This is a genomic window from Pleurocapsa sp. FMAR1, from assembly GCF_963665995.1.
Taxonomy (GTDB): Bacteria; Cyanobacteriota; Cyanobacteriia; order Cyanobacteriales; family Xenococcaceae; genus Waterburya.
On the sequence record NZ_OY762512.1, the window covers coordinates 2,547,830 to 2,562,919 of the forward strand.

Annotated in this window: 14 protein-coding genes and 1 pseudogene; 6 read left to right on the forward strand and 9 right to left on the reverse strand. The window is 39.1% G+C overall.

Annotation, left to right across the window (positions count from 1 at the left end; all coding sequences use genetic code 11):
- Positions 1 to 63: 63 nt before the first annotated feature.
- Genes SLP02_RS12305 through SLP02_RS12315 form a run of 3 tightly spaced genes read right to left on the reverse strand, consistent with a single transcriptional unit; the run spans position 64 to position 2,706 of the window.
- Positions 64 to 1,731, reverse strand: coding sequence for an iron uptake porin (locus tag SLP02_RS12305; RefSeq protein ID WP_319420949.1), 1,668 nt, complete (start codon positions 1,729 to 1,731; stop codon positions 64 to 66).
- A 52-nt stretch (positions 1,732 to 1,783) separates the two neighbouring features.
- On the reverse strand, positions 1,784 to 1,927 hold the full coding sequence (locus tag SLP02_RS12310; protein WP_319420950.1) for a hypothetical protein: 144 nt from the start codon (positions 1,925 to 1,927) through the stop codon (positions 1,784 to 1,786).
- A gap of 56 nt (positions 1,928 to 1,983) precedes the next feature.
- Positions 1,984 to 2,706, reverse strand: coding sequence for a histidine phosphatase family protein (locus SLP02_RS12315; protein ID WP_319420951.1), 723 nt, complete (start codon positions 2,704 to 2,706; stop codon positions 1,984 to 1,986).
- A gap of 381 nt (positions 2,707 to 3,087) precedes the next feature.
- Between SLP02_RS12315 and SLP02_RS12320 the strand changes: the two genes are divergently transcribed.
- On the forward strand, positions 3,088 to 3,219 hold the full coding sequence (locus SLP02_RS12320; RefSeq protein WP_319420952.1) for a hypothetical protein: 132 nt from the start codon (positions 3,088 to 3,090) through the stop codon (positions 3,217 to 3,219).
- An 18-nt stretch (positions 3,220 to 3,237) separates the two neighbouring features.
- Here the strand turns inward: SLP02_RS12320 and SLP02_RS12325 are convergent, their stop codons facing one another.
- Positions 3,238 to 5,484 carry a RelA/SpoT family protein gene (locus tag SLP02_RS12325; protein ID WP_319420953.1) on the reverse strand — a complete coding sequence of 749 codons (2,247 nt, stop codon included), beginning with the start codon at positions 5,482 to 5,484 and terminating at the stop codon, positions 3,238 to 3,240.
- A gap of 458 nt (positions 5,485 to 5,942) precedes the next feature.
- Here SLP02_RS12325 and patD point away from each other — a divergent pair, with 458 nt between their 5' ends.
- Entirely contained in the window at positions 5,943 to 6,305 is a 363-nt protein-coding gene (patD, locus tag SLP02_RS12330; protein WP_319420954.1) for a heterocyst frequency control protein PatD, read from the forward strand.
- Between the two features lie 194 nt (positions 6,306 to 6,499).
- On the opposite strand, the gene SLP02_RS12335 is transcribed toward patD, so the two are convergent.
- A complete protein-coding gene (locus SLP02_RS12335) occupies positions 6,500 to 7,630 on the reverse strand; it encodes a WecB/TagA/CpsF family glycosyltransferase (protein WP_319420955.1) in 1,131 nt (376 codons plus the stop codon).
- 197 nt (positions 7,631 to 7,827) lie between these two features.
- Positions 7,828 to 8,925, reverse strand: coding sequence for an inositol-3-phosphate synthase (locus tag SLP02_RS12340; protein WP_319420956.1), 1,098 nt, complete (start codon positions 8,923 to 8,925; stop codon positions 7,828 to 7,830).
- Between the two features lie 70 nt (positions 8,926 to 8,995).
- Here SLP02_RS12340 and SLP02_RS12345 point away from each other — a divergent pair, with 70 nt between their 5' ends.
- On the forward strand, positions 8,996 to 10,789 hold the full coding sequence (locus tag SLP02_RS12345; protein ID WP_319420957.1) for a fatty acyl-AMP ligase: 1,794 nt from the start codon (positions 8,996 to 8,998) through the stop codon (positions 10,787 to 10,789).
- Positions 10,790 to 10,815: 26 nt separating this feature from the next.
- Here the strand turns inward: SLP02_RS12345 and SLP02_RS12350 are convergent.
- Positions 10,816 to 11,028: pseudogene (locus tag SLP02_RS12350) on the reverse strand (glycosyltransferase); the annotation flags it as partial.
- 58 nt (positions 11,029 to 11,086) lie between these two features.
- Between SLP02_RS12350 and SLP02_RS12355 the strand changes: the two are divergent.
- A complete protein-coding gene (locus tag SLP02_RS12355; protein WP_413467371.1) occupies positions 11,087 to 11,635 on the forward strand; it encodes a CDP-archaeol synthase in 549 nt (182 codons plus the stop codon).
- 38 nt (positions 11,636 to 11,673) lie between these two features.
- Here SLP02_RS12355 and SLP02_RS12360 read toward each other — a convergent pair whose 3' ends face one another.
- Positions 11,674 to 11,847, reverse strand: a complete 174-nt coding sequence (locus SLP02_RS12360; protein ID WP_319420959.1) for a hypothetical protein — start codon at positions 11,845 to 11,847, stop codon at positions 11,674 to 11,676.
- A gap of 149 nt (positions 11,848 to 11,996) precedes the next feature.
- Positions 11,997 to 13,316 carry an ATP-dependent DNA helicase gene (locus SLP02_RS12365; protein ID WP_319420960.1) on the reverse strand — a complete coding sequence of 440 codons (1,320 nt, stop codon included), beginning with the start codon at positions 13,314 to 13,316 and terminating at the stop codon, positions 11,997 to 11,999.
- 347 nt (positions 13,317 to 13,663) lie between these two features.
- On the opposite strand from SLP02_RS12365, the gene SLP02_RS12370 reads away from it, so the two are divergent.
- Positions 13,664 to 14,074: a response regulator gene (locus SLP02_RS12370; RefSeq protein WP_319420961.1), complete on the forward strand. Its 411-nt coding sequence runs from the start codon at positions 13,664 to 13,666 to the stop codon at positions 14,072 to 14,074.
- A 195-nt stretch (positions 14,075 to 14,269) separates the two neighbouring features.
- Complete coding sequence (locus SLP02_RS12375; protein WP_319420962.1) at positions 14,270 to 14,977, forward strand: Crp/Fnr family transcriptional regulator; 708 nt, start codon at positions 14,270 to 14,272, stop codon at positions 14,975 to 14,977.
- Positions 14,978 to 15,090: the final 113 nt, after the last annotated feature.

Below are 15,090 nucleotides of genomic sequence, written 5' to 3' on the forward strand. Positions count from 1 at the left end.
CGTTTCCTCGATGTGTCAGGCAGCCAGGATTACTTGTCCTAAATATATCGAGCCGCTGGGAATTTAAAAGGTAAAGGTAGTCCGCAGGGTAGTAATAACTAAGTCATCATTATTATTGTTGTTATCTGGATTGCTGACGTAAACAACACCAGGAGTTATGCCAACGTTATCACTTAGCTGGTACTGATAAAAAGCTTCGACATGAAGAGACCTGTCGTTATCTTCACCAAACCCATCGGCATCAATGGTGGAACTAGATACATAAGGTTCCATGCCAACGATGATACCGCCCAGACTGCCTTCTTTAATCAAGTCTGGGAAGGCTAAAGTTGCTGCCCAGTTCCAGATATCTTGACTACCTCGCTCTACAGTTTGCCCATCGGCAACGAAGCTAGAAAGAGTTTTTACTTTACTTAAACCACCCCAGCCACCAATCACAATGCGATCGCTCAAGGCAAAAGAAAACTGTGCGCCATAGGAATTACTAGATGTAGGTACACCACCTTCAAAAACTCCAGGAGTAGCAGGATTGAGATTTGGATTTGCTGCTCCTGTGCTGAGAGATTGAATATTAGATAAATCGCTACCTACCCCAGTATCGCTCTGGTTATAACCATTAACGTAGGTTAGAGCAATATCGAGCTTTTCAATAGGAGTAATAGTTAGTTGTCCAATAGCACTATAAGAACCATTAAATAGACCATTGCCGTTAGTAGGATTGCTGGCGTCCCCTGCTAGATAACCCGCACTTAACTCTAATTTATCGCCAAAATCATGAGTGATGCCCAAGCCTGACTGCGCTGGGGGATAATAAATAGGACTACGAGTACCAAAAGAAGAAATTGCACCTGAAGCCCCATCACCATCGAGAACACTTACAGTATCAGCAATGTCATCAGCCCTCAGTCCTATCGCCCCAATCTTGACATCAGTATTTTTGCCAATCGGGCGATCGTAATACACAACTTCTAAAGATAAATTATTATCTTCAGGTTGGGCAAAAAATATTTCTCCCTCAAATGTGCCTGTGGTGTCAGAAAACGTAGGAAAATTGCCCGTAGACAGACGAGTAAAGAGTCGATCTTCACCAGTAAAGCTGCTGTTTAACTCTAAACGGGTACGGTAACCAAATACAGGCACTCGATCAATTTTATCATCACCAGTTGTGGCGATTAGTTGCTGATTAGAACCTGCCACCACGCTAGCAAGACCAAATATTACCTGTCCCTCTAACTTGGTAGTAGTAGAAAACTGATTATCTTCTAGTACCGCAGTGCGACTCTCGATTTCGTCAACTCTGCCACCTAAAGTTGCTAACTCTGCCTCAAATTCCTGAGATAGACGATTAATGGTATCAATATCTTCTTGACTTACAGATCCCTGAGAAGCAATTAGGCGTTCAATTTGATTTAAACAGGAGTTTAAACCCGCAGCAAACTCATAACGAGTTAGGGCTTGGCTGCCCCGATAGGTTTGGTTGGGATAGCCAGCAATGCAGCCATAACGATCTACCAAACTTCTTAAGGCTTCATAAGCCCAGTCTGTAGGCGATACATCTTGTAGCTGATTGACGTTAGTTACCTGCCCCATACCATTGCCTTTGCCTTCTTGGTCGTATTTTTCGATCTGATCGATAAGCTCGTTTGTTTCGGCTTGGGCAGGATTGCCATAAATCCCTGTAACTAAGACTGCAAGCATAATAGAAGCAGTTTGGACCAAAATATTTCTCATAACAATCCTCACACACTAAATAAAAACATGATAATGATTCTCGTTCTCTTTATCAAGTAATGCCCAATTTATTTTGAGCTTTGATTAAGCGATCGCGAAATTGATAAGCTGCTTTGATGATTTCTCTTCGCTGAGTAGCATCAAGACTGCTATTGGGTGGGGCAGCAACTTGACCTTCGGTAAAATCAAGGGGCAACAGAGGCGATCGCCTTTTTATAAGCTGCTGCGCTGGGATCGACGTTTTCTAGCTTATTACAATTCCGTCCATTCTTCAGAAAGCATATTAGCTATGACTTCAAAACCACCGTTACTATCTGGTTTAAGCACATAAGCCATTCCTTGAGGATCGGGATAAATGCCTGTTGCTGCCTCAAATATGTCATCGTGTCCTACAATAATGTTATTAGTTCCATTTTCAGGTACGGTAGTTAGAAAAGGAGTCACGTTAGCTTTCATTTGCTCTACTTGTTCGTCGGTATAATCTTCAAAAGGCAGAAAGTTGAGTGCAGAATCTTTCTGATATTGACCAAAAGCTAAACTAGCAGTTTCCCAAGCACGACAATATTCACTGGTAGTTACTTCACCAATAGGTATTTGGGCTGCGTCGAAAGCATCGCCAATTGATATTGCTTGTTGCCAGCCTTCCTCACTAAGAACTCGTTGAGTTGCACAGTCATTAACATCTGCTTTAGTTTGGTCGGCGTAATCTGTCTCTGTCTGGGCGTGTCGAAAATAGATTACATAACCACCATTTTGCAGTTCGCTCAATAGTTCTTCATTACTCATTTTGTCTTGGAAATCGGCATTTGCCTGTTCTCCAGGACTAAGTTTTGTCTCACCTTCCCCGCCTTCCCCACCTTCTGCCATCAAGAAATTGCTTACTTCTCTTGATTCATCGGCATTGACTATTGCAGTACCAGATAGACCAAGAGTAGTAGCTAAACCAAGTGCTAAAAATAATTTTGCAGATTTCATATTGATAATGCTTCTTATTAGTACGCAGACTTTTAAGAATACATTTAATGAAAAATATTGTCAACAAGTAGCAAATTTCTGGTTGAAACCTACGCACCAAGTTATACCGTTTTTATTTATGTTGGCTACAAATGACTGACTGGGAGACTAGGGGTCTAGGGGACGGGGAGAAAAATTTGTAGCAGCAATTTTTAGAATTGGTATTGCTGATATAAGTACCAAGCCAGAATTGATTAGTATATTCTAAGCTCAAATAAAACGATTGAATATGTATGGACTAAGATGTGAGGACAATCTCTCTATTAGTATGCAGTAGATCACACCATCTGGTGTTGAGCATATTTAGGATGTAATCAGTTGAATTAAAAAGAGTTTATCAACATGATTACTAACCACAAATACCAGACTCGTTTATATAAGCACAACAATTGGACTTTTCTGCCAACTGCTTTTAGTGCTTTGGCAGGGGTCGGTCTAGGGCTGATAATTGGCAATTGCTTAGGTTGGCTTTAAACAAGTGCCATATACCATTTAGCGATCGCCTGAATTAATCACGCGACAAATGTGCAAAGTATCACTCATACTTTTAATGCCCTGGAAAATATACTCTAGCTGCTGGCGATCTCTGATATCCAAACTCAAAGAAATCAAGGCTGGCTTGTTGCGACCAGTTTTCACCCCTGCATTACGCACATTAATACCGCGATCGCTCAGACGAGCTAAAATATCTTTTAGAACTCCCACTCGATCCATTGCCTCAATTTGAATATCTACAGGGTAAGTAAAAGGCTTTCCTGCTTCTCCTTGAGTATTCCAGTTAACAGGAATAATTCGCTCTTTGGGAACTTTCTTGACGTTATGACAACCGTGAGTATGAATTGAAATACCTCTAGAGCTTAAAGTTACTGCGCCCATAATCGATTCTCCTGGCAAAGGTTTGCAACATCCTGCGATATGATAGAGCATTCCCTCCACGCCAATGATTGGCGATTTTCCCTTGTCTCTAACATTGTTTGATGTGTAGTTAGAAATCTCCACATCTTCTTCGGAGATAATTTCTGCCTCTTCTATGGGCTGCTGCTCTTTGACAATATCTCGCCAGCGATTAACTACATGGTTTTGAGTAATTTCGCCATATCCCAAAGCAGCAAGCAAATCTTCTACAGAATGATAGTTACAGCGTCGTGCCACAGCTTGCATTGTCTCAGACTTGAGCAAAGCCTCAAAACCACTTTTGCCCATTTCTTTTTCTAATAAATCTCTACCTCTAATGATATTTTCATCACGATGCGATCGCTTGTACCATTGACGGATACGGTTACGAGCGGTTGGAGAGACAACAAAGTTGAGCCAGTCTAAACTAGGACGACTATTTTTCTGGGTGACAATCTCGACAATATCGCCGTTTTCTAAGGGTTTTGACAGCATCGACCAGCGACCATTAACCCTTGCCCCCTTCATGTGATTGCCAATTTCACTATGAATACGATAGGCGAAATCAACAGGGCTTGCTCCTTGAGCGAGAGAGATGACATCGCCGTCAGGAGTAAATACATAAACATCATCTTCAAAGAGATTGTCTTTGACGCACTCCATATATTCTTGAGCGTCATTAAGATCTTTTTGCCATTCTAATAGCTGACGTAGCCAGGTAAATTTGGTATCCTCAGAAGATAGCTCTGGATTGCTTGTGCCTGTCTCTTTATATTTCCAGTGAGCAGCAATCCCGTACTCGGCTATTTGGTGCATTTCCAGGGTACGAATTTGAATCTCAATCGGACGACCATTTAAGCCAACTACAGTAGTGTGTAAAGACTGATAGCGATTGGGTTTAGGTAGACCAATATAGTCTTTGAAACGTCCTGGAATGGGTTTGAAAGCATCATGAACTACCGCCAAGGCGCGATAACATTCTTCGTTGGTTTCTACAATAATTCTAAAAGCAGCAATGTCATAGATTTGATTAAATTCCTTTTGCTGTCGCTGCATTTTTTGATAAATGCCGTAAAGATGTTTCGGTCGTCCCTCTAGCTCTATTACGTTAACTTTTAGCTGTTCTAAGCGCGATCGCAATGTTTCCGTAACTTGAGTAATTCTAGCTTCGCGATCGGTTCTTCTCTCGGCAATTAACGTCTTAATTTCTTCATAATCATCTGGTTCTAGGTATTTAAAGCATAAATCTTCTAGTTCCCACTTAAAGCGACCAATACCTAGTCTATTTGCCAAAGGAGCGAAAATTTCTCTGGTTTCTTGACTTATACGTCGCTGTTTTTCTGGCTTTAGATGATCTAGAGTCCTCATGTTATGCAGTCTGTCTGCTAGTTTGACTACAATTACGCGAATATCCGTTGCCATTGCCAAAAACATTCGTCGAAAGTTTTCAGCCTGACGTTCAGTAGTGCTAGAAAAGTTAAATTTTGATAGCTTGGTTACTCCTTCAACTAGCTGCCTTACCTGTCCCCCAAACATTTCTTCAATTTCTTCTGGGGTTACTTCGGTATCTTCCACCACATCATGAAGAAAACCCGCAGCAATAGTTACACTATCTCCGCCCAAATTACGTAATAAACTAGCTACTGCTATGGGATGGGCAATATAGGGCTCTCCCGACTTACGAAGCTGTCCCTCGTGTAACTTATAAGCGAAATTAAATGCACGGCAAATTAAAGTTGCATCTGGATCTGAGTGGTCTGAATGCTGATTGAGCAAACATTCTTCTAACCAGCGAGGAAGCTCAACTTTGTTAGATTTACTTTCTATGATAGAAATAGCGGTCATAGATTTTAAGATTATAAGTAAGTGTGTAAGGACGAGATAAAGTGAAAAAACCTTTGATTTATGCTATTTTCGCCGAAACATTTTAAATCTGATTTGGATAGCTTAAATAACAGCCATACGCTTAAGGGTGATAAATCACTGGACGTGGAATATGCTGCTTGCACCCTCGACAGTCGCTTTATGTCGGTGAAACCGCCCACCGCGCTGTCTCGCAAAGCAGCATCGAGAAGCATTCCCTTGCGCCTATCGGCGACGCGGGGTCTTCTCTCATTTCCGCCCACTAAAGTAAAGTATGGACTAAGCTTGCTACCCGTTTTGTTACTGAGATATAAAATTAAGTGTATTTCTCAAAAGGTAAATATCTATTTGGGTAAGGTATTTTTTCAGATGTTAAACCAACTAAAAAGTCAAGCCCATTTACTGTAATTTTATCTTATCTTAAAATTATAAAGCTAATAATGTTGCCTGCATCACATAATCGAGCATATCAGGATTTCTCAAATTTGTTAACCAAGTTCAGCGGCTTCTTAATTAATTCTGAAGAACAGGTTGACCAATTGCAGCTAAAACAGAAGTTTCAGCATTTACAGTCATGGTTTGATGGGAATATTGCCGATCTTGAGAGTGATAACTTAGAACAAGATGTTATTTCTCGATGGCAATCGGTACAAACCGAAATTAAGCGTGAATTTAAGTTATTAGCTACAGATATTTTGTTTTTGACTTCTGCACGCCAAAGCTCTACTCTTGATAAACGATTACGAAGTATCAAAGGGCGAGTTGCTAAATTACTTAGTTATTGTCAAATAATGAATAGTTAAAATCTAAATTGATATTGAATAATTGCTTGTATTATATCTATAACTTATTGCAAAAATTTAATCTATGTTTTAGATAAGATGTATAGTCATTCCCATTAATTTAATAGTAGCTTTGTATTGATAACAAGATTAAATATTACTTACTACTTTTTTGAAGATTGCGATTGTTGCTATTGAGAATGACTATAGTTTATTTACCCATGCTGTAAATTGACAAACCAATCAAGAGTTCGAGGATTAACCCAGCCTTTTTGAGTGATGATTTCCCCAAATTTGCGATTAGTTAAAGATTGCTGCTGTAAAGTATGGTTAATTTGTTCGGGTAAAAGAAGTCCTGCATTGTTTAAATAGTCTCCTAAACGCAGTTTACTGTGGGAGTGAACTAGCGTTGGTAGCTCATTTACAAAAAAGCCAACTGTTTTTGAAGGAAGATAACCTTCTTGAATTAAAATTTCGCCAAAGCGATAATTTGCGTATTGTTGTTGAAGTTTTAGAGTCTGTCTAATACTTTGGGGAGATAACAAACCAGCCTGGAGTAGAAGTTCTCCTAAAGGCAAATTTTCCGTTTGCAGTTGAGGCGAAAATCTATATTGATTAAATCGTTGTTTTCCTACTAGGTAGAATAAAGGTAGACTATCAACTAAATATCTTTTCCAGAGGCGGTTGGGTTCGCTAGAAAGGCGATATAGCCATTCTAAACCCATCTCGCTCATTATTTTAGGCGATCGCTTGACATTTCCTGCTTCAAAGTCAATGGTTGCGCCAATAGCCAGAAATATTTTTATTTTAGGCAATTGATCTCGGTACTTAGCAATCCATTTTTCTTGTTTGGGTGCGCCAACTCCCACGGCTAAAACGGTGGCATCAGAATGATTAATCCGTTCAATAATAGCTTGGCATTCCTTTTCATCTTGTTCAAAGCCGAAAGAAGGAGAATGAGCGGCTACTACTATTTCTCTGCCCACTTTTTGATTAATATTAAATAATGCTTGTTGAGCAATTCCTTCTTTGGCACCTAAAAGAAATATGCGAACATCTTCGTTATCTTTGTTGTATTCATAAAAGGCGGGAAATAAATCAGAACCCGAAATTTTTTCTTTGATTGGACTACCTAATAACAAAGAAATATATTGCATAACTTTGCTATCACAAACTCGATAATCTGCATGATAATAAGCCTTGAGCAATTCGCGATCGCTTTGTATCTTAACTAAATGATCGACGTTAGGAGTCACTACAACCCCACCGTTAATATTCAGATCTTGTAACAACTCAGCAGTAGTGATGTTGTGAATCGATACATTTAAAAAATCAACTATATCCATTTTTATCGTAGTACTTTAATTGGTTAGGATAGAGCAGTAAATTGCTCGTAGGTAAATAAATAATAAGTAAATTAAAAGCTTAAAATAAAAGAAGCTAGATTCACCTAATAAGCGAAATTCTAGCTTCTTAATGTTTGTTAGCAATTGATCGAAATCACTAACTCTATTACTTTTCTTGATCGGCAATCATTCATCGTTTAATGTTCATTGATAAAAGCTTCAGTCATTTGATAGGCTTCGTCATCGGTAAACTGTTGAGGGGGATGCTTCATAAAATAGGCAGAAGGAGGAGTTAAAACGCCACCAATACCTCGATCTAAGCCTAATTTACAGCAACGAATAGCATCGATGACAACCCCTGCCGAATTAGGAGAATCTTCTACGGAAAGTCTCATCTCCAGGTTCATTGGCACATCGCCAAATAGTTTACCTTCAATGCGGATAAACGCTACTTTATTATCTTTTTGCCAGGGTACATAGTCACTGGGCCCAACATGAATATTTTCATCTTCTAGGCGTTTGGCAATTACTCCCTGTACAGCTTCAGTCTTAGACTCCTTTTTAGAATCTAAGCGAGAGCGATCAAGCATATTGCGAAAGTCTGTATTACCGCCAGTATTTAGCTGATAGGTACGCTCAATCTTAACTCCGCGCTTTTTACAAAGATCGACTAAAGTACGATGGCTAATAGTTGCGCCAAACTGAGATTTAATATCATCGCCAATAATCGGAATATTGTGATGCTTAAATTTATCTGCCCATAATGGATTGCTGGCAATAAATACAGGAATACAGTTAACAAAGCCTACTCCTGCATCCAAAGCACATTCAGCATAAAACTCTACAGCCTCTTGTGAACCAACAGGAAGATAGTTAACCAAAACTTCTGCTTCAGACTGTTTGAGACTGTTGACTACATCTGCTTTTGACTGTTCTGGGCGATCTCCGATCACAAAAGTGTATTTCTCATCAGCACCGTTCATGTGGTCTGCCACACCGTCTAACACTGCTCCCATTTCCACTGTAACTGCCGTTTTGGGGACGTTTTCACAAAAAACAGTTGTACAGTTGGGAGGAGCAAAAATTGCCTCAGCAACATCTTTTCCTACTTTTCGTTGGTCAATATCAAAAGCAGCAACTACCTGAAGATCGTAAGGCTTGTAGCCACCGATCTCCCAGTGCATTAAGCCGATCGCCTCAGCCTCTTTTTTGCCTCGATAATATTCAATTCCTTGGATAAGTGAACTAGCACAGTTCCCTACACCGACAATTGCAATTTTTACGCTCCCCACCATTTAACCTTCCTCCATTATTGGACTACATTATAGGAAATCTTACAGTCATTGTTTAAAAAATAATAAACGAATGGTAATCAATTCCACCATAGTAGATGTTCTACTTAATAGATCGGTACACCAACCCAAGCAAACCGCCTATACATTTTTAGCCGATGGAGAGAAAGAATCGGGTAGTTGTACTTACCAAGAATTAGATACCCAGGCAAAGGCGATCGCTGTTCAACTCCTCTCTAAAGTCAAACCAGGCGATCGAGCTTTGTTAGTCTATCCCTACACTGCTGGTTTAGAATTTATCGCTAGTTTTTTGGGTTGTCTCTATGCTGGAGTGATTGCCGTTACTGACTATCCCCGACAACATATTAAATCTCTTAGCCAGTATCAAGATCGGATCGACAATTGTCAAGCTGGAATTATTTTAACCACCCAAGAATTTGCCGATCGCGTCAAAGGACAGTTAGTTGCTCATCCTGGCATGGCATTAAAGCTAAAGGCTTTACCCTGGATTGCTAGCGATAAAGTTGATTTGAATTTAGCATCTGGGTGGCAAAAACCAAATATCAACGGCGATACCTTAGCTTTTTTACAATACACTTCTGGTTCAACAGGAGATCCTAAAGGCGTGATGGTGACTCATGGCAACGTACTGCACAATTCAGAGGTTATTTATCAGTCTTTTGGACACCATGATCGCACTAAAATTTTGATGTGGTTACCGATGTTTCATGACATGGGTTTAATCGGTGGCGTGATGCAGCCTTTGTATACAGGTTTACCCGCCGTGCTAATGTCTCCTATTGCTCTGGCACAAAAGCCTTTTCTTTGGCTACAGGCGTTGTCTAAATACCAGATTACTACCAGTGGGGGTCCAAATTTTGCCTATGACTTATTGTGTCAAAAAATTACTGATGAGCAGCGAGCTAGTCTAGATCTTAGTCATTGGCAGGTAGCTTTTACTGGTGCTGAACCTGTAAGGGCAGAGACTATCGCCAAATTTGCTGAACTATACAAACCCTGCGGTTTTAAACCTGAAGCCTTTTATCCCTGTTATGGCATGGCTGAAGCCACATTATTTATCACGGGTGGTAATGCAGCAGAACGTCCTAAAGTTACTTACCTAGATAAAACAGCCCTAACTAAAGACAAAGTTGTCACCGTAACGCCAGATTATCCTAACTCAAAAGCCGTAGTTAGCTGTGGTCATACTTGGCTAGGGGATGAAATTATTATTGTTAATACCGAAACAAAAACTGAGTGTAAAAATAATCAGGTAGGGGAAATTTGGGTAACGGGGGCAGGAATTGGCAAAGGATATTGGCAAAAACCAGAACAAACAGCAGCGACTTTTCAAGCAACATTAGCTAACAAACCAAATAAAACCTACCTTCGCACAGGAGATCTTGGCTTTATAAAAGACGAGGAACTATATATCACTGGACGCATCAAAGAAATGATGATTCTTTGGGGACGTAATCATTATCCCCAACACATCGAAGAAACAGTAGAGACTTGTCATCCTGCCTTACGTGCTAATCATGGTGCAGCCTTTAGTGTGGAAGTTGGCGGGGAAGAACAATTAGTAATTGCCCAGGAAATAAATCGTGCTGACTTACGAAATCTTAATGCTGAAGAAGTCATCGGCGCAATTCGTCTGGCAGTGGGCGAACAAAACCTGGCTAATGTCTTTGCCGTGTCTTTACTTAAAACAGGCAGCATTCCTAAAACCTCTAGCGGTAAAATACAGCGTCGCACCTGTCAAAGTATGTTCCTTGACGGCAGCTTAAATACAGTAGCGCAGTGGCAACAGTCAAAAATAGCCGATACTGATATTACAGATTTAGCAGGACAATTTTTTAGCGATTAATCTGGTTATTAGTTGTTAGTTATTAGTTAGCTGTTGATAACTGACGGTGGATTGGTCATTGATAATTGTTTAGTCGCGATCGCCCATTTTTGCCTTAAACTAGGATTTTCAATTAGCGTTTTAAGTTTATTAGTAAAATTAAGGCGATCGCCTGGAGTATAGAAAAATCCATTAGTACCATCTTGGATATTTTCAACTACCCCCCCTGAATTGGGCGCAATTACAAAAATTTGGGCTGCAAATGCTTCTAGTTATAGTCGCTCAAATTAAAATTAAAGCTGTTTTTTAAAATCTATGATGGGCTGGACACAATTTTTTATCCCAGATACTCTAAATTTACTCTGGCTGGCTCTTAGCCTATTTTTTGCTGGCGTAATTGAATCTTTTTTATGGAAAACTAGTTTGTTCCAAACGTTAAATATTCCTATTCAAACACAATGGTTTGGAGCAAACAAAAAGTGGCGGGGATTGATTAGTTTACCCATAGCAATGGTAGCGAGCGTTTATTTATTAAATACCATTGAAATTTTCATTCCTACCTTACCTCAATCAGCAATTTTATTTTCTAATTTTAATCTTTTAGAGTTTGGCTTATTAGTAGGATTTATTTTTAACTTATCAGAATTACCTAATTCTTTTGTCAAGCGACGTTTAGAAATACCTCCTGGAGATGAAAGCAGTAAAATATTTTATTTCATCGATCACATGGATTCCACTTATGGGGTTTTAATTCTCTGGTATTTTTATTTTCACTTTCCTCTGCACTTAATTATCACAGGCTTAATTATCACACCATTGCTATTTATGGGTGCAACAGAACTACGTAAGAAGCTGGGATTAAAATAATACAATTTTGCAAAAAAATGATTATAAAAAGCTTTAGTTTAAACCACTAAAATTAATTCTTGAACTATTTTTCCTTCAGCATCTTTAAGTTCAAGCACTGTTAAATTACCTTCAATTCTTTCTTGACATTCACATTCAGAATTAATTAAGAAATCAAGATCGGTTTTTAAAGTTTCTAGCTGACAAAATTGTAGAACAGTTAAATTATTCATAGTTAAACCTTGATATTTGCTTTATTCAGACTTTATATTTGTTGTTCAAAGCTAACTCAAGCTAAAACCTATTTCTGTGATCTCATGCAGAGATTAAAGCGATCGCACAACCTCATAATATACGATTAAAAATACAATGCTAAAGTACTTTAATTAATCGGTATAAAGGCTCTTACCTTGGCGCGAGTTAAGGCGGTATAAAGCATCTTCTGTAAATCTGGACAATTTTGCATATCTTCGGTGTCCAAAAAGACATAATTTATACTAGAGCCTTGAGCTTTATGGACGGTCAAGGCATAGGCGTAAGTTATATCGTCAAACATCCGTGATAGATCGAAATATTTGTTCCACTGCTTTTTTTCTACGTAATATTTAGACTGTTCATTTTTTAGCTGTTCTCCTTCCTCGGTTAAGATAGATAAATTCACTTCAAACCCAGCATCAGTCATGACTGGTACTGACCAATATTGATAAGCTACCTTGTCAAAAGAAAGCTGTTTAATTGATGCTGATTCAATAACAGAACATTCTTCAGAATTATTAATTAGCACACCCCACTTATTTTTACCTTTTTGCCCAGGACGAGAACGAAATAAGGGTTTTTTGGCAATTAACCTATCTCCTGGTACATAAAGCGGTGCATCTTGACCCCATAAACGCGATCGCACAAATTTATTGGCAGATTTTGCTGTTTTATTGCGCCAAACTAGTAATCTGGCATAATCAGGGTTAATTTTGCAATCATCAGACTGAAAATATTCAACTACTGTATCTAACCATTGCTTTCTCGGCTGACAGATAATTGTCCGATCTTCGCTGCTTTTAAAAGGATAAATAAGGCGATTATATCGAGCATCACTGCGAATCTTCTCAGCAACTACGGCTATTTCACCTTCATAACGTACAATTTCGTTTAGGGTAAATGTTCTGTCAATATAGTCGGAAACGGCAACTACAGGCTCGTTTTCTTTAACGGGCGGTAATTGTGATTCATCTCCTACAAACACCACTTTAGTATCTATAGTTAAAGCGATCGCCTTAACTATTTCTTCAAAGTTACTACGATTGATCATCGAAAATTCATCAACGATCACCACTCCATAATCGTCAAATTTTGCTTCTCCCATGGAAGTAAATTCTTCTAAGCCAGTTTCTTCATTAATTTCTGGCTGTTGACCTAGTAATTGGGCAATAGTTTTGACCTCGATACTAACACCCATAGACATTGCCACCTGCATTAGGCTTTTAGCTGCTTTATTTGTTGGTGCTGCTGCTACCAACTCCAAGTTTTTAGCTCGAAGCCACTCGATAAAATGGCAAATTAAAAAGCTTTTACCTGTCCCTGCATATCCACTCAGGCGAAAGATACTTTCGTCACTTTTAACAAATGACTTTAATTGAGTTAAAGCTTGTCGTTGAGCAGCCGTTAATTGTTTTACGGAGACATTTTTAGTTTTAGATTTTGCCATTGCTTCAGGGCAAACGGTTATTTGCCTTACTTATTTCGCCATTGATCGCTTAACAATTCAGCATATCCCTAATCCTCTTCTTCGATCCAGGGAATGACTACAATAAATATGTCAGGACTTAGGCAACGATATCAATTTCGCCGCACCGCAAAATATCAAGTCTGTTTCAAGGGACTTAAAGTAAGCGATACTCCGCCTAAAAAAAGGGATATAATTTAGTCTTTGCTAGTAATTGCTATTAAGAAAGTAAAACAAATTTTTGGTTATGTTTTGAACCGTACATAAATAAAATATGAACTCGCTACAATTAATTTAGATAGCACAATTTAAGCTCGCGGTTTTTAAAAATGTATACTAGACGGCTGCTACTTATTGACGATAACGAAGATAATAGAATACTAGTCGAAATTGCCCTAGAAATGAACTCCGATTGGGAAGTATTAACAGCGATTAATGGAGTAGAAGGGATTACTAAGGCAGAATTAGAACGACCTGATGTTATTCTGTTAGACTTTATCATGCCAGATTTGGATGGATTAACTGTTTGTCAGGTTTTGAAGTCTAATCTGTTTACCTGTTCGATTCCCATCATTTTTATGACAGCTATGACTCAGGCTAAGATACTTTCTGAATTAGAAACTACTTTAGCTGAAGGAACAATCATCAAGCCTTTCGATATTACCAGCCTACATTCCCAAATCATGCAAATATGCAATTTTCAGACAAATTCAGAATTGAGCGAAATACAGTTTAGTTAACCAAAAATGATTAATTAGCGAGTTTGTGCTTTACCGTCTGCATAATGAGCGGTTTTGATCTAAATGGTTATCATAGACATACTATAATCATCTAAACTTGTTAAAGAAAACTAACGATGTTAAATTAGAAAATTTGTTTTTCTAATTGTAGTGTTGGCATTTTTCAGCAACAGTACAATTAGAAGGAGACTTTCTATGCCTCAAGATCGTTCGCGTTCTGCTAATCGTCTGCTTGCAGCTTTGCCAGAGGTTGAATATCAACGTTTGGAGCCTCACTTAAACTCTGTTTCTCTTTCTGTAGGAACGGTCTTCTACGAAGCCTCAGAAAAGATTGAAACCGTTTATTTTCCTAAGATGGCACTAATTTCTCTAGTTTCTATTTTAAGCAACGGTTCGACTACTGAGGTTAGTTTGGTTGGCGGTACAGGAATGGTGGGGCTGCCAGTTATTTTTGGCAGTAACTTGAGTCATAGCCGTGCTGTTGTTCAAGTGCCAAATGGTGGGATAAAAATATCTGCCCAGGTTTTAAAACAGGAGTTTGATCGCGGAGGAGAATTGCAAAAGCAGTTGCTTCTCTATGCCGATACCAGACTAAAAGAGGTTGCTCAACTAGCAGTTTGTAACCGCCATCACACAATCGAAGAACGTCTTGCTCGTTGGCTACTGACTGTTCGAGATTTAACTCAATCTGACAAGCTACCACTGACTCAGGAATTCATTGGTGATATGCTTGGAGTTCGTCGTTCTGGGGTGACCATAGCAGCGGGAATTTTACAAAAGGCAGGCTTAATTCATTGCTCCCGTGGCAAGATTAATATCTTGGATAACCAAGCTTTAGAAGATGTTTCCTGCGAGTGTTACCAGCTTTTTCACGATAACTTTTATCGGCAAGAAGAAAATTAAGTAGTCGAAACAAAGGTTAAGACAATGAATTTTATCTCTCGCAAAGCGGTGAGACCCCGCGTCGGCGAAAGACGCAAGGGAACGCTCACCAAGACAGACGCAAAGGCACAAAG